This is a genomic window from Enterococcus sp. E4-150 (assembly GCF_035726465.1).
In the GTDB taxonomy this organism is placed as follows: domain Bacteria; phylum Bacillota; class Bacilli; order Lactobacillales; family Enterococcaceae; genus Enterococcus_B; species Enterococcus_B faecium.
Genome location: NZ_JAPRGK010000008.1, coordinates 45,159 through 66,343 on the forward strand (window position 1 = coordinate 45,159; position 21,185 = coordinate 66,343).

The 21,185-nt window shown below is 38.1% G+C and carries 22 protein-coding genes and 1 riboswitch; of the genes, 1 reads left to right on the top strand and 21 read right to left on the bottom strand.

The window, feature by feature from the left end:
- Positions 1-21: 21 nt before the first annotated feature.
- From OZ002_RS08365 to OZ002_RS08410, 10 genes are all read right to left on the bottom strand, one after another.
- Positions 22-603: a ReoY family proteolytic degradation factor gene (locus tag OZ002_RS08365; RefSeq protein WP_002289878.1), complete on the bottom strand. Its 582-nt coding sequence runs from the start codon at positions 601-603 to the stop codon at positions 22-24.
- Positions 604-608: 5 nt separating this feature from the next.
- Positions 609-1,868, bottom strand: a complete 1,260-nt coding sequence (locus OZ002_RS08370) for a tetratricopeptide repeat protein (protein WP_025476767.1) — start codon at positions 1,866-1,868, stop codon at positions 609-611.
- 1 nt (position 1,869) lies between these two features.
- On the bottom strand, positions 1,870-2,916 hold the full coding sequence (locus OZ002_RS08375; protein WP_002306933.1) for a hypothetical protein: 1,047 nt from the start codon (positions 2,914-2,916) through the stop codon (positions 1,870-1,872).
- A gap of 234 nt (positions 2,917-3,150) precedes the next feature.
- Positions 3,151-3,426, bottom strand: a complete 276-nt coding sequence (locus OZ002_RS08380; RefSeq protein WP_002290178.1) for an HU family DNA-binding protein — start codon at positions 3,424-3,426, stop codon at positions 3,151-3,153.
- Positions 3,427-3,668: 242 nt separating this feature from the next.
- Positions 3,669-4,979, bottom strand: a complete 1,311-nt coding sequence (der, locus tag OZ002_RS08385) for a ribosome biogenesis GTPase Der (protein WP_002296982.1) — start codon at positions 4,977-4,979, stop codon at positions 3,669-3,671.
- 181 nt (positions 4,980-5,160) lie between these two features.
- Complete coding sequence (gene rpsA / locus OZ002_RS08390) at positions 5,161-6,390, bottom strand: 30S ribosomal protein S1 (protein WP_002294406.1); 1,230 nt, start codon at positions 6,388-6,390, stop codon at positions 5,161-5,163.
- A 133-nt stretch (positions 6,391-6,523) separates the two neighbouring features.
- Entirely contained in the window at positions 6,524-7,204 is a 681-nt protein-coding gene (cmk, locus tag OZ002_RS08395) for a (d)CMP kinase (RefSeq protein WP_156249044.1), read from the bottom strand.
- 48 nt (positions 7,205-7,252) lie between these two features.
- Positions 7,253-7,888: an SAG1386/EF1546 family surface-associated protein gene (locus tag OZ002_RS08400; RefSeq protein ID WP_002294404.1), complete on the bottom strand. Its 636-nt coding sequence runs from the start codon at positions 7,886-7,888 to the stop codon at positions 7,253-7,255.
- A gap of 65 nt (positions 7,889-7,953) precedes the next feature.
- Positions 7,954-9,357 carry a RecQ family ATP-dependent DNA helicase gene (locus tag OZ002_RS08405; RefSeq protein WP_016627895.1) on the bottom strand — a complete coding sequence of 468 codons (1,404 nt, stop codon included), beginning with the start codon at positions 9,355-9,357 and terminating at the stop codon, positions 7,954-7,956.
- Positions 9,344-10,375: a helix-turn-helix domain-containing protein gene (locus OZ002_RS08410; RefSeq protein ID WP_125179111.1), complete on the bottom strand. Its 1,032-nt coding sequence runs from the start codon at positions 10,373-10,375 to the stop codon at positions 9,344-9,346. The genes OZ002_RS08405 and OZ002_RS08410 overlap by 14 nt, the downstream gene beginning before the upstream one ends.
- A gap of 30 nt (positions 10,376-10,405) precedes the next feature.
- Here OZ002_RS08410 and OZ002_RS08415 point away from each other — a divergent pair, with 30 nt between their 5' ends.
- Entirely contained in the window at positions 10,406-10,627 is a 222-nt protein-coding gene (locus OZ002_RS08415; RefSeq protein WP_002294401.1) for a ferredoxin, read from the top strand.
- A 164-nt stretch (positions 10,628-10,791) separates the two neighbouring features.
- Here the strand turns inward: OZ002_RS08415 and OZ002_RS08420 are convergent, their stop codons facing one another.
- The 11 genes from OZ002_RS08420 to OZ002_RS08470 all read right to left on the bottom strand — a co-directional run bounded on the left by OZ002_RS08420 (position 10,792) and on the right by OZ002_RS08470 (position 20,957).
- Positions 10,792-11,529 (bottom strand): thioesterase, encoded by a 738-nt coding sequence (locus OZ002_RS08420; RefSeq protein WP_002294400.1) that lies wholly within the window; start codon positions 11,527-11,529, stop codon positions 10,792-10,794.
- A 153-nt stretch (positions 11,530-11,682) separates the two neighbouring features.
- Positions 11,683-13,023, bottom strand: coding sequence for a M20 family metallopeptidase (locus tag OZ002_RS08425; protein ID WP_049142369.1), 1,341 nt, complete (start codon positions 13,021-13,023; stop codon positions 11,683-11,685).
- A gap of 236 nt (positions 13,024-13,259) precedes the next feature.
- Positions 13,260-14,783 carry a YfcC family protein gene (locus OZ002_RS08430; protein ID WP_002290168.1) on the bottom strand — a complete coding sequence of 508 codons (1,524 nt, stop codon included), beginning with the start codon at positions 14,781-14,783 and terminating at the stop codon, positions 13,260-13,262.
- Between the two features lie 377 nt (positions 14,784-15,160).
- On the bottom strand, positions 15,161-15,772 hold the full coding sequence (locus OZ002_RS08435; protein ID WP_002294393.1) for an ECF transporter S component: 612 nt from the start codon (positions 15,770-15,772) through the stop codon (positions 15,161-15,163).
- 122 nt (positions 15,773-15,894) lie between these two features.
- A riboswitch (FMN riboswitch) is annotated at positions 15,895-16,019 on the bottom strand.
- A gap of 81 nt (positions 16,020-16,100) precedes the next feature.
- Positions 16,101-16,817: a pseudouridine synthase gene (locus tag OZ002_RS08440; protein ID WP_002294391.1), complete on the bottom strand. Its 717-nt coding sequence runs from the start codon at positions 16,815-16,817 to the stop codon at positions 16,101-16,103.
- A gap of 5 nt (positions 16,818-16,822) precedes the next feature.
- Positions 16,823-17,392 (bottom strand): SMC-Scp complex subunit ScpB, encoded by a 570-nt coding sequence (gene scpB, locus OZ002_RS08445; protein ID WP_002296975.1) that lies wholly within the window; start codon positions 17,390-17,392, stop codon positions 16,823-16,825.
- Positions 17,376-18,146: a segregation/condensation protein A gene (locus OZ002_RS08450; RefSeq protein ID WP_277812821.1), complete on the bottom strand. Its 771-nt coding sequence runs from the start codon at positions 18,144-18,146 to the stop codon at positions 17,376-17,378. Before OZ002_RS08450 ends, scpB begins: the two co-directional genes overlap by 17 nt.
- Entirely contained in the window at positions 18,143-18,514 is a 372-nt protein-coding gene (locus tag OZ002_RS08455) for a GNAT family N-acetyltransferase (RefSeq protein ID WP_002294387.1), read from the bottom strand. The genes OZ002_RS08450 and OZ002_RS08455 overlap by 4 nt, the downstream gene beginning before the upstream one ends.
- Before the next feature lie 18 nt (positions 18,515-18,532).
- Positions 18,533-19,420, bottom strand: coding sequence for a site-specific tyrosine recombinase XerD (gene xerD / locus OZ002_RS08460; RefSeq protein ID WP_002294386.1), 888 nt, complete (start codon positions 19,418-19,420; stop codon positions 18,533-18,535).
- A gap of 95 nt (positions 19,421-19,515) precedes the next feature.
- Positions 19,516-19,989 (bottom strand): ferric iron uptake transcriptional regulator, encoded by a 474-nt coding sequence (gene fur, locus OZ002_RS08465; protein WP_002294385.1) that lies wholly within the window; start codon positions 19,987-19,989, stop codon positions 19,516-19,518.
- Positions 19,990-20,093: 104 nt separating this feature from the next.
- Entirely contained in the window at positions 20,094-20,957 is an 864-nt protein-coding gene (locus tag OZ002_RS08470) for a virulence factor B family protein (protein ID WP_125179110.1), read from the bottom strand.
- Positions 20,958-21,185 lie beyond the last annotated feature (228 nt).

Consider the following 21,185-nt stretch of genomic DNA (forward strand, 5'->3'; position numbering starts at 1 on the left):
TTAGTACTATACTATTTTTAACTAATTGTTATGTTCACTTACCCGGTTACTTTTCTTTTGTGTCTGCAAAAGGATCTTTCGGTTAACTTCATCAGATAATTTCAAAAAAGCATCCCTATCTCCATCTTCTAGTGCTTGATCGATTTGAGCATAAAGCATTTTTAGTTTTGCCTCTTCTTCTTTTTCTTGAAAATATCGTTCAATTAATTCAGTATCTTCTTCACTGACTGAAGAATCCCAAGAAGAAAATGGATTGTCTTCTAAGATAGATAGATATTCTCTTGTCTGCCAAGCATTTTCGAATATACATTCCACATATAAAGGCTTTTTCCAATTCAAACGGATTTCATGAAAAATCTGGTCTGTGTCCGTAAATTCTTTTCCCTGCAAAAACAATTTCATGGGTTCCCCTTCAACGGATAGATCACTGATCTGCAGTCCTCGATCCGCAAAATTCGCCCCTTCAACAAAGTGGACATTGCTTAAAATCGCTTCATGATTGGCAAGATAATTCAAGATCCAAAAAACTTCTCTTCGGCTAAAAGATACATGATTGACCATCCACGTTAAAAAATTCTTCTTTTCCCGTACATCAATTAGCATTTTTCTCACCTCTCTGTTAGGTCATCTAATAATGACAGTGCCTCCATATCTCCTGGTTCAAGTGTTAAATAATAAGTCAATAATTCTTGCGCTCTTTTCAGCTGCCCTTCTTCTCTTAAGAAAAAGGCATACTCTTTCAAGAAATCTGGTTCATGTGATAGTTCATGATAAGCCTGTTCATAGTGTACAGCTGCAACGGTAAAGTCTTCTAATTCATTATAAGCATGGGCTAGGTTCCATTCTGCATAAGGATTAGCAGTTTCTTCCATCTGATTGATCACTTGTATCACATCTTCATATCTTTCATCATCCAAGTAAAGATTGCTTAAAGTAAGTAATGTTTCATCTTGTTTGTCTCCTACTTCTAAAGCTTTCAGTAAAAGTTCTTCTGCTCGCTGTCTATCATGCAGACGGAAAGCATTTTCCGAGGCCAGGTGATAAAGTTCGACTTGGTAAGGATTTTCTTTGATTCCTTCTTCTAACACTGTTTGTGCTTCTTCAATCATTTCTTCTTCTTGAAGAGCCTGTCCTAGATATAGATATAACGATTGATAATGCGGATTAACTTCTCGAAGTTCTTCCAGATAGTTGATTGCCTGCTGATTTTCTTTCAATTGAAGATTCGTAAAAGCTAGCTGGAACAGTCGATCATCTGTCCTTTCTTCTTTCAGTGCTTCTTCTAAAGGTGCGATAGCTGCTTCGAATTCTCCTTGCATACTTAAGGATTGTCCTAAACGTTCCTGCATCGAGATTCCTGAAATTTCATTTATCCCGCTTGCCAACAATGTTTCATAAATCACTGCTGCCTCTTTGAAACGATCAACTGAAAAATACAATTCAGCTAGCGCAAACTGGATCAATGGTTCATCAGGAAGCAACCCAGCTGCTTCTTTCAATTTTGCTTCACTCACTTCAGGGATTCCGATAACTTGGTACAAATCAGCTATCGCCAATAAGCTTTGCGGATAGTAATCACTTTGCTTATCCACTTTTTCCAGGTATTCAAAAGCTAAGTCGATCTCATTATCTTCGATTGCAATTTCTGCTAACGGGATGTTCAGTCCGTCATTTTCTGGGTATTGGTTGATCAGTTGTTCAAAAATCTGTTTTGCTTCGATCAAAAAGCCAATAGCCAGCAATTCTTCGCCTAGTTCAGCTAATATATCTGCTGGGTCTTCTTTTAATGCTTTTTCTAAAAAGATTTGTGCTTGTGACAAGTCTTCATCTGATAAAGCTTGCAACATTTTTTCGCTATTTGTATTCATTTCAATTCCCTCTTATCTCACTGACGATTTGTTGAAATACCGTCATTGTTCTCAATAATTCTTTTTCGTTTGGACGTTGGTATCCGTCTATTATACCTATTTTTTCTAAAACAAGTATTTTTTTGCTTTTTTCTGCCAAAAAAAGAACTTTTTCCAAATACTCCATCTTTGAAATCTGTTCCAGCCAGTGGATTGGATAGCCAAGCAAGTCCAGCCACACAAAAAAGTTTTTTAGTTGGAAATCAAAAGGATATGCTTGGAGATTCCACACGAAATGAAACATCATTCCTAAAAATTTTTTCATACTAGCAGAAAGTAGATGGCCATTTTCGGTCAGATAAAAAGCTTGTTCAAACAGTTTACCATAATTTGACAGGTTTTCTGCCTCTAATTGATAAAAATAGATCATTTCTTCGATCATCCCGGCAAACGGCCGAGTCGTTAATTGCTTTTTATTTGGATAGTTTTTATACAGATTTTGCAAAAAACGATGATCACAAATCATTCCGCAACAGATAAAAGTCAAAAAGTCAATCTGCTTTCCGTCCACTTGCCGCTCGCTGATTGTTTGATCATAAACGATGCGTTCTGGCAGATTGATGGTTTGCAGCACTACACGATTTGGTAGCTGCAAAATCGTCCGCTGCGGTGTTAATGCTCGGCTTAGAGAACGGATCGATACAGGGATCATCCATAGTGATGAATCAAGGGTTGTATGTTTTTGAAAAAAACCTGCCAGATCCATGATCCCTTCATTTCCAAATCCGATGACAAACATGGATTGATTTTCGGGATAGCGTTTGACGAAATCAAGCAGGTTCTTTAATTCTGTTAAATGATTGCATTGAGTGTTGGCACAAATATACCAGTCATTGTTTGCTTGATTTGCAAATAACGGGTTGATCTTATCTGCAAACAAATCATAATAGCGCTGATTCGTTAAAAATAAGATTGGCTGATCAATGGAAAGTTCTCTTAGCTGGCTGACTAGCGTTTCTCCGTAAAACACTTTCGTCAACGCATCTTCTACTTGATAATCAAGTTCCATACGCATCCCTCCTCTTCTTATTTTTATTTTACCATTAGTAAGCAAATTCTAGAAAAGATAAGAGCAAAGCTCACCTCATAACTTGGAAATAAATAAAAATTAAATAAAATACATGTGTTTTCTATGTATGACATACGGATTCGAAATCTCTGTCTCTTATTTATTCCTTTTCTGCTAGGAAATAAAAAGAAAAGCACTTGTAGCCCTAGAGCCACAAGCGCTTTTTCAACTGTCTTATTTAACAGCGTCTTTTAATGCTTTACCTGGTTTGAATGCAGGTACTTTGCTAGCTGGAATTTCGATTTCTTCACCAGTTTGTGGGTTGCGACCTTTGCGAGCTGCGCGTTCGCGAACTTCAAAGTTACCAAAACCGATTAATTGAACTTTTTCGCCGTTAGCTAAAGCATCTTGAATAGTTGAAAATACAGCATCTACTGCTGCAGTTGCATCTTTTTTAGTTAAATCAGTAGCTGAAGCAACTTTTTCGATTAATTCTGCTTTGTTTGCCATGGATAGATTCACCTCCTCCACAAGAGATATGATAGAAATATCATTTAGTTAAAACTTTCTGAGTGGTCCAGAAGTTTAAAAAGAAATATTGATTAACTTCAATATTCTGTTATCACGATATCATATGAACCGCTTAATAGCAAGGTTTTTACCAATTTTCACATGCTTTTTTTAGTCATAGAAACGTAACAAACAAAACTGTCTTTTTCTTTTGAAAAAAAAACGTCGATATGGTAAAATGCCTATTTTCTTCTACGAGGGATAATCCGGATAGACGTCCCTTCAAAAGTAAATGCTTTTCTGATTTGATTTTCTAAGAAACGTTCATAAGAAAAATGCATCAATTCCTCTTCATTGACAAAAACGACAAATGTAGGTGGTTTGACAGCGACTTGTGTAGCATAAAAAATCTTCAGGCGTTTTCCTTTATCTGTTGGTGTTGGATTGATTGCTACAGCATCCATAATGATATCATTCAACACAGCCGAAGAGATACGAAGATTCTGGTTCATACTTACTTGTTCGATCATTTCAGGCAGACGTTCCAACCGTTGTTTAGTCACTGCAGAAACAAAAACGATTGGAGCGTAATCAAGATACCGGAATTCATCACGAATCTCTTGTTCGAAATCACGCATTGTATTGGTTTCTTTCTTTACAAGATCCCATTTATTCACGACGATAATAATTCCACGACCAGCTTCATGGGCGTAACCCGCTACTCGCTTGTCTTGTTCCCGAATCCCTTCTTCAGCATTCAGTACCATCAAAACGATATCAGAACGGTCAATGGCACGCATTGCACGCATCACGCTGTATTTTTCAGTATTTTCGTATACTTTTCCGCGTTTACGCATACCAGCTGTATCGATCATTAAGAATTTCTGACCACTTTCAGAAACGAAGTGGGTGTCGATTGCGTCTCGGGTCGTTCCTTCAATATCCGAAACAATTACACGTTCTTCTCCTAAAATCGCATTGATCAAAGAGGATTTACCAACATTTGGGCGACCAATCAAACTAAACTTAATCGTGTCGTCGTCCTCTTCTTCAGTCTCTTCAGAGAAATACTTCACTGCTTCATCTAAAATATCACCAATCCCTAGTCCATGGCTTCCTGAAACAGGATAAGGATCGCCTAGCCCTAAGGAATAAAATTCATAGATATCGTTTCTCATTTCTGGATTATCTACTTTATTGACTGCTAAAATCACTGGTTTATTACTTCTGTATAAAATTTTCGCAACCATCTCATCTGCGTCTGTCACGCCTTCGCGTCCGCTGACTACACAAATGATTACATCTGCTTCTTCAATCGCGATTTCTGCTTGATGCTTGATCTGATCCATAAAAGGTTCATCGCCAAGATCAATTCCGCCTGTGTCGATCACGCTGAATTCTCGACCTAACCATTCACCTTTTGCATAAATACGATCACGAGTTACTCCAGGAGTATCTTCGACAATCGAGATACGCTCACCAGCGATGCGGTTAAAAATCGTAGACTTACCGACGTTCGGGCGGCCAACGATTGCAATTGTTGGATTTGCCATATTATTTCCTCCTCACAAGTTTCCAATCTCACTTAGTTTAACGAATGCATTGCCAACTTTCAAGCATAGATTGTCAATTAAACGAAGTATTTTTATTCCTTATTGAAATACTAATCGCTTTTCAAAAGAAAAACTGAGACAAAAGCAGCTGCTTTCATCTCAGTCACAGATACAAAATCAATTATTTTTCAGAATCATCGGTTGCTTTTTCTTCTACTTCTTCTTTCAACGCATCACCTAAAATGTCTCCCATAGTAAATCCAGTATTTTCTTCTGGTAATTCATAAGACTCAACATTTTTTGGTTCTTCTTCTGAAGCTGGTTTTTCTTCTAAAGCCTTGATACTCAATGCAATACGATGTTCTTCTGGATGGATCTCTAATACTTTCACTTTCACTTCGTCACCTTCATGAAGCACTTCATGTGGTGTCGCAATATGTTTATGTGAAATTTGAGAGATATGGACTAGCCCTTCTACTCCAGGGAACACTTCAACAAAGGCACCGAAGCTTGTCAAACGTTTAACTGTTCCGTCTAATACTGTGCCAACTGGAGCTTTTGTATCGATTTCTGACCAAGGTCCAGGCTGTGTGTCTTTGATTGACAAGGAAACACGTTCTTGTTCAGGATTGATAGACAACACTTTGACATTTACATCATCATTGACAGCCAATACATCACTTGGTTTTGCTACATGACTATGTGAAATCTCTGAGACATGGACTAGACCGTCAATTCCGCCTAGGTCGACAAATGCGCCAAAATCAGTAAGACGTGCAACACGTCCACTGAGAACATCTCCCTCATGGATAGTTGAAAGAATTTCTTTTTTCTTTTCTTCTCTTTCGTTTTCCACTACCGCTTTATGCGATAAGATCAAACGATTTTCTGATGGTTCGATTTCGATGATTTTAAAGCTCAATGTTTTGCCTTTATAGTCTGAAAAGTCTGCAACAAAATGATCTTCCACCATTGATGCAGGGACAAAACCACGTACACCGACGTCAACGACTAAACCGCCTTTGACAACATTTGTAACAGGTGCTTCGATCACCTTGCCCTCTTGGAAATCTCTTTCGATATCTTCCCAAACTTTTTTAGCATCTAAACGGCGTTTTGAAAGTAGGTAGCTGCCGTTTTCTTTATCTTTGCCGATCGTACTGATAACGACTAAGTCTAATACATCACCGACTTTTACTACTTCGCTGATATCTTCTACCGGCAAAGTTGATAATTCTTTTGCCGGAACGACTCCTTCAACTCCAGCCCCTTCGATTCCGACAATCACTTGTTTGTCTTCAATGACTAAAACTTCGCCCTTAACAACATCGCCAACTTTTACTTCTTGTACGCTTTTCATTGCGTCTTCCATTGACTGGTTGTTCTCTTGATTTTGATCAAATTCTGTCATAACACTTGTCCTCCTAACCAACATTCTGCCGTAAGTACGGTACTGTTTTTAGTTTAATTGATTATTCAAAAAAAATAAAGCGATTTCGTTCGTTTTCCTTGAAAAAACAATTGTTTTTCATTTTTTTCTTAATTTAAAAAAGAAGATAACCTTTTTTCAAAACAACAGCTTTTATTGCTGCAACGACTTCTGGAATCGATTTGCCAGTCGTATCGATACGAATAGCATCCTCTGCTTGCTTCAGCGGAGAGACGTCCCTTGTTGAATCATAATGGTCTCTTTCCTGTATCTCTTTCGTCAGTGTTTCAAGATCAGTCGGAATTCCTTTTTCTTGGTTCTCTTTGAAACGTCTTTCTGCACGCTCACTTACGCTTGCTACTAAAAAGATTTTCACTTCTGCATTCGGTAATACAGCTGTCCCGATGTCTCTTCCGTCCATGACAACGCCACCGCGTTCCCCTATTTTTCGTTGGATAGCAACTAATTCTTCTCTGACTTTTCCATGTGCAGAGACTTCAGAAACAGCTTTTGTGACATCTGGTTGACGGATTTCTAAAGTCACATCTTTTGATGCTATGAATACATGCTGTCCATTTTCTTGTTGCGAAAAAGAGATAGGATACTTTTTGATCAGCGAAACTAGCCCTTCTTCATCTGAAAAAGATACATTGTTCGTAATAGCTAAATAAGTTACTGCGCGATACATGGCACCGGTATCTGTATAAATATAATTCAATTCTTTTGCTAATATCTTGGCAACGGTACTTTTCCCAGATGAAGCAGGCCCGTCGATTGCAATACTGATTTGTGTCATGATATAACTCCTTTTTCTCAAAAAAAAAGCCGCAAAGCGCGGCTATTATTATTTAATTCTTAATTCTTGACCAGGGTAAAGCATAAAGTTGTTTGGATCTAAGCCATTCAATTCAAACAATTGATCAGTGGTGATCCCTGCACGCTCAGCCACTTGTTTTGGACCTTCACCTGCTTGAACAGTCGTTGTTGAACCGGCTGCAGCTGATGAAGAAGGTGTTGTTTCTGCTGCATTGCTGCTTGAATCCCCTGCTTGATAAGTTGCCTCACTTGAGGAAGTCGGTGTTGTCTCTGCTGCAATACTGCTTTCTGACGTTACACCTGTATCTTGAGACACAGTAGATTCTTCCGCGATTGTACTAGATTCTACTGTTGAAGTCTCAGTTGACTCCTCTTTTGTTGTACTTGTAGAACTTTCAACTACTGATGTCGAAGTTTCAGAAGAAGTTGCTGCTGTTGCATTGTTGCTTGATCCATTTCTGATCCAGAAATAAGCACCTGCTGGAATAGCGATACATAAGACCAGTAAAATCAAAAATAGCGAAAGAAATAATGTATTTCCTTTCTTTTGTTGTCTCTGAGAACTTCTTGATGAAACTTCATCATCTGTATCGTAGATTGGTTGTTCCCATGGTTCTTGTGTTTCGTTATTTTCTGTAGATTGATGTCTATCTTTTCTGCTCACTGTTTTACCTCCTAAACTCTATCGTGTGTATTATACCATAGGAAAAAGTGTCTTGTCCTAAAAAATCAATGTTCCATGTTTTTTTTAAATAAATTTAGTAAAATCGTTTCCCAATGAAGTTGTTCAGTCTTAGAAAAAAGCTTCCTCTTTGGCAGAAGTTCTGCTTTTGCTCCATCAATATCACAACAATTCTGCGGCTTTTCGGAGAGTTTTTCGCCAAAATAAGCTAAGATGAATTTTCTGCGGCAGTTTTCTTCATTAATATAGCGAAGCATCTGCTGCAGGCGGAATTCTTTTTCTTTTTCCTGACGTTTGAGCCGTTCCACCCAATTTTCTGGTTTTTCAGACTGCTGGATCAGCTCCATCCATTTTTTTTGCAGCTCATCAAAGGGAGCTTGCTCTGTGGCATATTCCAAATAAAGCTCAAAACTTTGTCGCTGTTCTCTAGAAAGTTGATTAAAGAAATAATGGATACGTTCATCCCCACTTTGATAAAAAAGAATTGCTGCACTTTCTTCCTGATCTCTGCCTGCTCGACCGATTTCTTGTACATAGTTTTCTAGACTGTCTGGCAAATCATAATGGACCACATAACGGATATCAGATTTATCGATCCCCATACCAAATGCATTCGTAGCAATGAGAAACTGCAGCTGATTTTTTACAAACTGCTGTTGAAGTTGTCTTCTTTGAGCTGCATCAAGACCACCATGATAGTATCCAACTGTAAAACGTTCCCTGAATAAATGATACAATCGTTCGACTTCTTTTTTTGTTGCACAATAAATGATTGCCGCTCCTTGTGCTCTTTCCATGAAGTGTTCAAGTTCTTGTTCTTTTTGCTGCGTTTTCCGAACAAAAAGCGAGATATTTTGCCGATTGACTGATTGTCTGATCTCTTTTGGTGGTCGATCAAATAGTACATGACGTATATCTCTTGCTACTAAATCTGTTGCTGTCGCCGTTAGTGCCAGTGTGACCGGGTTTCCTAAAAGCTTTCGGATTTTTCCTAACTGTTGATATTCTGGACGGAAATCAACTCCCCATTGAGACACGCAATGAGCCTCATCTACTACATATAACGCAATATTTTGTTTTTTCAGATGCTCTAAAAGAGAAGGATTAGTCAACATTTCGGGACTCAAAAACAAAAATTTATATTGCGATAGACGACGGAGGACGTATCTTCTTTCAGATTGCGAAAGTAAACTATTGAAAGCAGCTACTCGTTTCTCCCCTCGTTTTTGTAATTGCGTCACTTGATCTTCCATTAGAGAAAGCAGCGGTGACACGATGATGACCAGACCTTCCATTAAATACCCCGTCAATTGATAGCAAAGGCTTTTTCCCGTTCCTGTAGGCAAAATAGCGAGAGTATCTTCTCCATCAAGCAACGCCTGAATAATTTCTTCTTGGCCGGGACGAAATGAATCAAATCCAAAATATTTTTTTAATTCATTTATTAACATTCTGTATCGCTTCCTTTCTCAATAGATAGATTTGATACAAACGAAATTCTCCATAATCTAATTGTCCATCTACATTCCATTCGCTAAAGCGCCACTCTCGCACGGTATCCTTATTTGGTTCCAAACGTTCGATTGTTTCTGCAGAGAGAATCTGCTCGTATGGAAAATCATCAAAAAACAAGGCCCACTCAATAAGATGATCTGTTACTGTTCCTCTTTTTAAATGACGGATTGCCATGATCTGGTCAATTGTCTGACCATTCATAAACATCTGCTTGGTGATCATCATGCTTTGATTGAAATTTTGCTGTAATAATGAATCGATCAAAGTGTGCCAAAGCGAATCTGGCCGTTTTTCGATTTGTGCTAACAAAAGGTGGATACATCTGCTTTGTTGCAGATAAACCGCTGACTCATCATTGTTTTTTGCCAGCTGATAAGGAAGCAGCCCTGTTCGCTCATTTCCAGATAATTGGTTAGCTAAAAAATCTGCTGCTTCTTCTGGTATCTCCGAAAACAGCTGCACCAAACTCTCATACGCAGTATCAATCAAAATTTCACGTGGCAATTGGCTTTCACTAAGCCATTTTTTTAGTTGGAAAGTATAAAAAGGACTTGTCTCTGCTGGAAGATAGTCTTGAATACCCGTTGCCAGATTAGAAATTACTTGAACAGCAAATTTAATGAGCCGCCAACTAGTTTCCCCTGTTCTGCCATAGCGGTCAAAACGCAAACCAGTATGTTCTATTTGATGTTCGGACAACATATCAGCCCCTGTAGGCGTTAGCTTCGCTTCATTTTCATTTATTTCGATCCAACCTTGCTGCGCAATTTTTTGCAAAATTTGATAAAACTTATCCTGCTTCAATTCTGGAAAACTGTTATGGATAAACAAAAGTTCGTGGGTAAATCCATAAATAAGTACTGAAGTCGTTCGTTTTCCCACAAGGAGTTGGTAAAGAGAACTAATCCGCAGCTTGTGTCCTGATGAAAATAGCGATAAAATAAAAACAATCATATTATTCTCCTTAAGTTAGGATGGTTAGAAATGTCACTACTATGTAAACTTGTACCTGAACGCTGTATTGCATGCGGTCTTTGTCAAATCGAAGCGCCAGATATTTTCGATTATGATGAAGAAGGAATCGTTTTATTTGCCCAAGAACCAGAGGCTCATCAACAGTTCGTGATGCCGGAAGAAGAAACATATGTAAAAAAAGCGTATCAAAAATGTCCAGTTCGAGCGATTTTATTAGAAAATAAAATATAAATATAAACGAAACTTTAAAAACGTACACTAAGTTCTCTAAACTTGAAAATAAGCCGGGATCTGTTTCTCTTGTTCCGTGAAATCCCGACTTATTTTGAAAGATTCATTTGCTATCTATAGTTAATTGACTAGTTTTTTCACGGACCCTATAGGACCCATTTATATTATTTCAACTTTTTCAGCCAGTTTTCCAATGTATTGACGATCACAGTTTGCTGGTCTGCGTTAGAAATTTCTGCCTCTCCATCTCCTTTTTGCTCACCATAGCTGCCAAAACCTCCATGATTTCCGCCATTGATTGATACATACTCTGTTCTTTCCGGTAAATACTGCTTAGCTTCTTGATAAGCTTCCTGATTCAATACTTTATCTTTTGTCGCCGTGATCGATAAAACAGGGACAGCTGATTCTGTCAATGTTCCTTTTTTGTCGGGGTAACTTGCCATGAAGAATACCCCTTTTAAATGTTTGTCTGAATGATTCTTATTGACATAACGACTTGCCATTACGCCACCTAATGAATGGCCACCGATCACATAATCGGAATTTGGAAAATCTTCTTTGACCTTATCCGCTTTGTTTCCGCCCATCACTGCTAGATCAAGTGGCATTTTGACAATAGCGACTGAAAAGCCGTTTTTTGCTAAATCTTGCGCCCAAATACTATAACTTTCTGGCTCTACGAGAGCACCAGGATAAAAAATAAGTAATGGAGACTTTCCATGATTCTTTTTCTCTCCTTCAAAAAATAAGTAATCTTCTTTGTTTTTTCCTTCTTTTACCAACACTTGCGCTTCTGACGATGGTTCGTACGTATTTTGCTGTATATAGTAATAACCGGCTCCACCGAGTAATCCTAAAATGATGACTAAGCCAATTAGTATTCGTCTAAATATTTTCACTTTCTCCCACCTTTTCTATCTGAGTGACCCCTTTTTCTTAATCAAGTATGATTATACCTTAAAAAAAATAAGAGAGAAATGCAAACTTTCCAGCATCAAATAAAAAAAGACGGAATATCCATTTGAATATCCGCCCTTTTTGTATGTTTATTTTTATTTAGCACATAAACGATACACAGCTTCTGCATAAATTTCCATTGCTTTATACATACTACTTAATTCCCATCGTTCATTCGCCTGGTGCATAAAGTCAGGAGTATCAGGGAACATCGCACCGAATGCCACACACTGGTTCATCGTACGAGCAAAAGTAGCGCCGCCTGATACAAACGGTTCAGTCATGTCTCCAGTAATATCGCGATATGTCCCCAATAGATTTTTCACTAACTCACTGTCTAGTGGCACGTATAATGAATCAAGGAAGTCAAATTCTTCATAAGTCAACCCATATTTTTCTGCTGTTTTAGTTAATTTAGCTACTAAATCATCTTTCTTGAATGTAACAGGGATTCTCATATCTACACCGATTTTTGTTTGTTCTGGTGTGATTTCCAAACTTGCAAAGTTCATCGTTAGCTCGCCGGATTGTTCATCTTCTGTTTTGCCCACGACAGCTTCACCAGTTGCATTTTCTTGAACTAATTTTCCTAAGAAATTGATTGGACCAAAATCGAATACTTCTGAAAGAGCAATTGCCAGACGAGAAATAGCATTCACTCCTTGTGCTGCATCTTTCGCGTGGATACTTTTACCAAGAACGACGATGCCTTCACCTTGTTCTTCGAAATCGAATTCGTGTTTTTTCAATACTTCTTTTACTTCAGAAAGCTTTTCTCCAGAGTAAGGAGCTGCATCAGGAACAACATTCAACGCTCCTCCAGCTTTTACGGAAAACTCGTTCGTTCCTGGTCCTGTCAAGTAAGCTTGCAATAATCCTTTTTCTGCATAAATTAAAGGAAATTCAGCATCTGGCGCAAATCCTTGCGTAATTCCTTCTTCTTTTTCGTTATATTTTTCTAAACAACGCCATAAATTTTCTTCATCTGTACCAAAGATAAAACGAATACGTGTCTTGAATTCCACGCCAGCATCAATCAAAGCTTTGACGGCATACATTGCCGCAATAGAAGGACCTTTGTCATCTTGGGATCCGCGACCAACTAACCAGCCGTCTTTTATAGTTGGATCGAATGGTTTTGTTTCCCAATTATTTTCGTCCCCTGCTGGAACAACGTCCATATGACACAAGATACCGAATAATTCATCTCCAGAGCCAATCTCTGAATAACCGTAATAGCCTTCTGGATCTTTAAATGTTCTAAATCCTAGCTTTTCACTGATTTCCAATACTTTATCCAAAGCTTCAATCACTTTTTTACCGAAGGGGTGTCCTTGTCCTGAATCTGCTTCATCTAGTACGGAAGGAATTCGGATCAATTCGCTCAATGATTCTAATGCTTGTTCATGATGTTGTTCTGTCACAAATTTTTTCATGATATTATCCTCCTAATATGTTAAAAAGGGTCATGTCAAATTCCTCCGACACAACCTCTTCTTCTCAAATAATGACGTTTTAAGCCTGCTCCATCAGCAAGCAGAATGTTCTTAACAAATGATGAAAGAAAAAACACTCACTGAATGGAGCTATTGACTTGTCCACGTGCTTATCGATAGCCGTTTATCGGTTTCTTCATTCTTATGATAGACCTTGTACCTGTATTTGTCTAGGTTTAGAACATTGCTGCTACACCTAGGATCACACAGATGGCTACAAATAATATCGCAATTAATTTACCGGTAAATTTCCACCACACTGAAACATCGAAACGAGCAATTGCTACAGCACCCATTACGATAGCAGATGTTGGTGTAATTAAGTTTACTAAACCAGATGCAGATTGATAAGCAGTGATTACTAAATCCTTACCGACGCCGGCAAATTCACCCATAGGCCCCATGATTCCCATTGTTGCAGCAGCTAAGCCGGAAGTTGAAGGAATCAAGAATGACATAGGGATATAGAAAATAAATGTAATAATGATGAATACACTTGAAGATAATGAACTTAATCCTTGTTCGCCCCAATGTAAGATGGTGTCTGTGATTAATCCATTGTTCATAACCACTTGGATACCACGAGCAACAGCTACTACGATTGCTACACCGATCAAATCAGAAGCACCAGCTAAAAATTCAGAGACAAATTCAGACTCTTTCATGCCATAAGTGATTGCTACTACGATGGACATTACTAAGAATAACATAGTAATTTCTGGGAAGTACCAGTCACCTAATGGAAGCATGCTTTTACCTAGAACAGTACCTAGTACCGGAAGGTTTGTTAACCAGTTTGTCAATGATTCAAAAATCGTGAAATTCGCATTCAAGGTTGTCCAAGGAATCAAACTGATGATCATGATACCAAAAGTAATAAAGAACAATACATTAACATGTTTTTGTTTTTTCGTGATTACTTCTTGACGACCGATTGCTTCAATATCGAAATGCTTCATATCTTCTTTACGTTGGTTGTATACTAATGATTTTGTTGGATCTTTTTCGATCTTTGATGCATAACGATACACATATACAATAGAAATAGCTAACAAAATAACGAACATCAAGAATCGAAGACCAATACCTTCACCCATCGAAATCCCAACAGCTTGTGAAGCTACGCCTGTTGCAAAAGGATTTACCGTTGAAGCTAGACAGCCTACTTGAGACCCTACTAATACGATTGCTACTGCTACTACTGTATCAAAGCCTACAGCCATCATAACTGGGATCAGTAAAGCATAGAATGGAATCGTTTCTTCTGCCATTCCGTAAGTAGAGCCGCCTAATGCAAATAACAGCATCAATACTGGAATAAGCATTTTTTCTTTTCCTTTGAATTTCTTCACAACTGAAGCAATCCCGGCATCTAGTGCCCCTGTTTTGTTGATAATACCTAAAAATCCACCAACAACCAAAATGAAGAAAGAGATTGGGATTGCAGCAGGTGTTTCTTTAGTTAGCTCCCCCGCTGGTACACCTAGCATCCCATTGATTGGCGCCATGAAAATATCCCACAGCCCTTGAGGATTTTGTTGTACTCGTTCATATGATCCAGCGACGATGTTGCCTGCATCGTCTACACTATAGTGCCCAGCTGGTATAAACCAAGTAAGTACAGCGATTACTGCAATAATAATAAATAAGACCGTATACGCTGAAGGCATTTGAAATTTTTTCTTTTTTGTTTGTTCCATCTTCTTCTTCCTTTCTTTTCCGTTAGAGACAACAATTTTGGCTCTAATGTTATTTTATCAAAAAGAGTATCAGAACAAAAATAATAACACGCATTTTGTAAAACTTTTGTTCAAAAAGTTCGTTTTTCCCTATTCCCTCCTCTTTTTTCAGGTTTTTAAAGCTTTCTTCTTTTTCATTGTAGCGTTTCCTTTTTTTTATAAACAAACATTTTCGTCTTTTAAAAGGAGAAGAATTTCACATTTGTAAAGAATTGATTGATTTTTATGCATAAATCAAAAAAATACTCAAAACAAACAAATAAAACGTTTACATTATTGCATGTCTTGTATTTTTTTCCAAAAAAAAAGACCAAGAAATTTCTTGATCTTTTTGATATTTATTTGACTGCTGTATGACGTTGTTCGAACTGATGTTGTTTTCGACTTAACCATGGAAGAAGTTGCGCATGCAGCACTAAAAAGACAGCGCTCACGATGAATCCTTTGATCAAGTTGAAAGGAACGATCCCAATCAGTACATAGTTTGCTAAAGACATGCCTAGCATCTGTGTTGCGTTCAGTCCTAAAAACATTAAGTAAAGAGGCGTAATAACGAAATAATTTGCGATACTCATAAAAATAGTTAGAGCGATGGTTCCTGTAATGACACCTAAAAATTTGTTTCTTCCTTTATGCTGTTTCTTTACACTAAAGAAATAATAAATCGGGAATGTAAAGATCGTTGTTGATAAGAAACTAGCAGTGTCTCCTACCAAATTATCCGGAGAAAAACCTGTAGTCAGCAGATGTAATACTGAACGCAAGAACGCTGTTGCAACTCCGGCCGCTGGACCGAATAAGAACATGCTGATCAATACCGGGATATCACTAAAATCGATCTTCAAAAAACTAAAAGCCGGCATGATCGGAAAAGCAAAATACTGTAAAACTAACGCGATCGCAGCAAACATCGCTACTGCAACCATTTTCTGTACACGGGTGTTCTTCATTTGAAATCCTCCTGTTAGGACTCCTCTTCAGCGAACTTTTTGACGTTTCTCTCCAAATGAAAAAACTCTATTTTCCAGGGAAAATAGAGTTAGAGTTATTTGATCAAGCGTCGTCAAATAAGCTCTATCTTCTTTATCCAGACTATACTGTCGGTATCGGAATTTCACCGATTCAGCTATTTTTTGCAAAATAGGTCGTGGACTATAACCACCGGTCGGGAATTTCACCCTGCCCCTGAAGACGAACCTTATATAATTTTTGTTTACATATTCATTATACATATCTATTCAAAAAACGCAACATCTAACACTTATAAAAAGTAAGTGTTCATTTTGAGTGGTTCAGCAAACTGCTGACTTCTTTTTTGTTCAGTTCACGGTAATCCCCAGGACGTAGGCCTTGTAAAGTCAGATCTCCGTATTTTTCACGTTTTAGTTTTTGCACAGGAAGACCAACTGCTTGAAGCATATTTTTCACTTGATGATTACGTCCTTCGTGGATCGTCAATTCCACGATACTGTGGTTTGTCTTAGGATCCACTGATAAAATTTGGAATTTAGCTGGAGATGTTTTTCGTCCTTCGATCTTTATTCCTTTTGTCAAAGGTGCAAGCATCGATTTTGTAGCAATCCCTTTTACCTTTGCAACGTAAACTTTATCCACTTCATGTTTTGGATGTGTCAGGCGCTGAGCAAAATCTCCATCATTTGTCAGTAGCAAGATCCCCGAAGTATCGTAATCCAGTCGACCTACAGGATAGATACGTTCTTTTACCATCGGCAAAAGATCCGTAACAACTTTTCTTCCTTTGTCATCTGCAACAGCAGAAATAACTCCTTTAGGTTTGTACAATAAATAATAACCGTATTCTTCTTGATAAATTGGGACTTCATCCACTTCCACAGTGTCATGTTTCCCAACTTTTATCCCTAATTCCCTTACAACTTGTCCGTTTACTTTTACACGTCCTGCAAGGATGAATTCTTCTGCTTTTCGACGAGAAGTGATGCCAGCGTGGGCAATTACTTTCTGCAATCTCTCCATTACAATTATTCTCCTTTATTCATTCCATCAAAGAATAGATCTGGTGACACGTCTTCTTCAAGTGAAATTTCCATTTCTTGTGTATCAGGCAGTTCTTCTAATGATTTCAAACCAAAATAATCTAAGAAGTAGCCAGTTGTTCCATATAATATCGGCCGACCTGGCCCTTCTACTCTACCTTTTTCTTCAATCAGTTTATGGGCAGCTAGACGCTGTACCGCTCCTGAAACCTGAACTCCTCGAATCTGCTCGATTTCAGCTCTTGTGATTGGCTGTTTATAAGCGATGATTGCTAAGGTTTCGACAGCGGCTTGAGATAATGTGTTTGATGTCCCTTGCGCATATCGCTTAAGTAAAGGAGCCAGCTCTTTTTTAGTCGTTAATACATAATGGCTTTCCGTTTCAAAAATATGCAAAGCTGAGTGCGAGTTTTGAGTGTAAGATTCTTTTAATTCTTTCACTAAACTTGTGACTTCTGCTTCGCTGAGATTTAACAGTCCGCTTAATTCTTCATTACTGATTCCTTCCTCGCCAACAATAAAAAGAAGGGCTTCAAGTTCACTTAATTTCGTCATGTTCGGTATCTCCTACTGCTGGATAAAGCATAATTGATTCATAATTTTCTTTTTGTTGCGCAATAATCTGTCCTTTTTTCATCAACTCTAGCAAAGCCATAAAAGTAGTGACAACTTCACTTTTGGAAGGCGACTCAAAAAAAGAGTCGAAGGTACAGCCATGCGTATTTCTTTTTATACGCTCTTCGATAAAGATCATTCGTTCTTCGATCGTTGTATCATCGGGCGTGATCGTTTTTTCCACTTTTTGAGAAAATTTCTTACGTTCTAAGATTTTCTGCATGGCACGGATCAAATCGATTTTTTTGACTTGTCCTCGCTTCAACGGCTTTTCAACATCCGCCAATCCATCGATGTTCATAGGGTCTTTTGTGTAATAAAGACTTCGTTCCTCTGCTTTTTCTGTTAATTTTTCAGCCGCATACTTATACTTACGGTATTCTAAAAGCTGAGTGACCAATTCTTCTCGAGGATCTTCTTCCCATAATTCTTCATCGTCTGTGACGAATTCTTGGACAGGAAGCAATGTCTTGCTTTTGATTGCCATCAATGTAGCAGCCATCACTAAGTATTCTCCTGCAACAGCTAGCTCTAGTGTTTTCATTGTATGGATATAATTCATGTATTGCTCCGTGATCGTAGCGATCGGTATATCATATATATCGATTTCCATTTGCTGAATCAGATGAAGCAGCAGATCGAGAGGACCCTCGAATACATCTAATTTAATATTGATCTCCGTCAACTCATTCACTCTTTCTTCTTTTTCTTTGCTAGCCATTTTCCAATGTAAGGCTCTGTGATTTCAGTTGCACGGATGGAGACATCCGGGTACTTTTCCTGTAATTCATCTAACATTTGAAAGCCCATATTCTCACCGCGATAAGACGGATTCAAAGAAATGTCATGGATGATCAGCTGATCGTTCGTTGCCCAGTAAATACCAATAATCCCTTGAATGTTGGTTGAACCTTCTGGCGTAAAGAAAAAAAGTTCATAATCGTCTTCAGATTCGTACGTATCAATCTCCTTCAACAAAGAAGTTTTACCTGTCAGTTTCTTATGGAAACTCAATAGTCCCATAGCAATTTTACGGTTTTCTTTCCGGTAATGTGTTAACATCTTCTCACCTTCCTATGACTAAGCCCTTGGAAAATGCTGCTTATAAACATCCGTCATTCTTTTCTTCGTGATATGTGTATAAATCTGAGTCGTAGAGATATCCGCGTGACCTAACAATTCCTGTACTGTCCGCAAATCAGCTCCATTTTCTAGCAGATGTGTGGCAAAGCTATGCCGCAGCGTATGTGGTGTTACTTCTTTGTAAATCCCAGCCTCTCGTACTAGCTGCTTCAGATTTTTCCAGATTCCTTGCCGAGAAAGACCTTTCCCATGATTATTGACAAATACATGCATTTCAGATGCGTCCTTTACAAGTAATGGACGTGCTTCGTCTAAGTAGCGTTCCAGCCATTGGATCGCATAATCACCTAAAGGAATGATCCGCTCTTTATCTCCTTTTCCAACTGTCTGTACCAGTCCAAGGGAAAGATGAAGATCTCCCAATTTTAATCCAATCAATTCACTGACGCGCATCCCAGTAGCATACATGACTTCCAAGATTGCACGATCTCTTATCCCTAACGTTTTTGTCGTATCAGGTGCTTCAATCAGCTTTTCTACTTCTGTCAGAGTCAATGTACTTGGTAATTTCTGTGCTTTCTTCGGCGTATCGATATGCTGCATCGGATCATGATCAGTGATACGCTCTTGCCGTAAAAACTGATGGAATCTTCTGAGACTTGAGATCATCCGAGTAACAGTTGCTGTCGCTTTTTTTTCTTCATGCAACTTCTCCAGAAAACGGATGACTAAAAAGCGATCGACATCCTGCCATGAAGCAATTTTCTGCTCCTGTAGAAAATGCAAGTACTGTTCCAAATCACGTTCATAGCTTTGTCGTGTATTGGCGGACAATCCCCGTTCAATATTCAAGTAGTGGAGATAATCGTTGATTTGCTCTTTCATAATAATCCCCCTCATGCCTCTCTATCATATCAGATACCGCTTCATTCTGATAGTCTTTTTCCATAATCTGAGCAAAGAAAAAGCCGTCTAGACACTCAGACGGACTGGTTTCTTTTTTCTTTTTCATAGCATTCCTGACAGATTCCATGGAACGTTAGCCGATGATCTTTTACTAAAAAATGATAACGTTCTTCTACTACTTGCTCCACTTCAAGTAAAAGATCCTCTTCTACTTCCTCGATCGTGCCGCAGTTCAAGCATAGTAAATGATGATGGAAATGTTTGGCGCCTTCTTTTCTCAAATCATAACGGGCTAATCCATCATTAAAACTTACTTTATCGACAATTTTCAATTCTGTCAAGATTTCAAGGGTTCGATAAACAGTAGCAAGTCCAATTTCCGGACTCTTTTTTTTCACTAAAAAGAAGATTTCTTCTGCAGATAAATGCTCTTTCTCATTTTCCAAAAGCACAAGCAGAGTAGCTTCTCTTTGCGGTGTCAGCTTAAACCCCGCTTCATGTAGCTGCTGTTTTGTTTTTTTCATCGCCGAAATAGCATTCATGACCATTTACTCAACCCCAACAATTTATAATAATTACAATTTAGGAAAACAATAACACTGTGTTAATTAAAATTATTATAAGCTAGTTAAGAAAAACATGCAAGGGATTCTCAATTAGATTTTTTGACTAATTTTGTCACACCGTTTTCTTGTTTAATCAGTCCTTGTTTCAAAAGATTGCCTAATGCGCGCTTAAATGCTCCTTTGCTGATACCAAAAGCTTTCATGATTTCTTCTGGATCCGATTTATCTGTAAAGTTGATTTGCTGATCTGCAGAACGTTCTAAAATGGTTAAAATCATTTGTGCATCATCTGATATAGCTTCATATGCTCTTGGCTTCAATGAAAGATTCAGTACACCGTCTGGTCGGACACCAATCACTCGACCTTTTATCTGCTCGCCTAGACGAGGTTCATTATATCGTTCAGAAGGATGGATAAACCCAAGATAGAAATCTTCCGTTAAAACGTACGTACCTGTTAATTTCAAGCGGTATGCTGTTCCTATCACATCTTTGTTTTTCATTTCTTCTGTTCCATATTTGCTTAAAGATTTGAATATTTTTTCATCTGCTAAACTCCCCCAAATACGGTCTTTTGCATCAACTCTAAGGGAAATCATCAAGCGATCCCCTTTTTTAGGCCATAGCTCTGTCATTGTCGGCAATTCATCAAGAGATACGACAAAGTCTTTATCTGGAAGACCGATATCGACAAACGCACCTAAATCTTTTCGTGTAGCAGTAACGATTCCAAAAGCGTAATGACCGATACGGCTTTTAGGAATTTGTGTAGTGATCCGATTTTCATGTTTTTGATTTTGATAACCGAATCCTTCAACTGCTTCACCGATTTTGTGTTCACCTTCTGATTTGCTTAAGCCAAAGGTTTGTCCGTTTTTTTGGACAAAGTAGTTTTTTCCATTTTCATCAATAATAATACCTGTAAATATAGTTGCTAATAAATCGTTCATTTTTTTCTCCCTCTATAGTGAAAGGTTTTCTTAATACATTTCTTTGCTATCATAACATAATGTTTTCTGATTGAATAGCTGACCCTTGCTTAAGGGAAATGAAAAAGGGAGTATGACAAAAATTGTGTCACATTCCCCTTTTTCGAGCAAGCGGTATTCAATCAGTTAGTCTTCGGTACTAGATCAAGAAGCGGGAAAATATGAGAAGCTGATTTTCCTGTTTTTTTT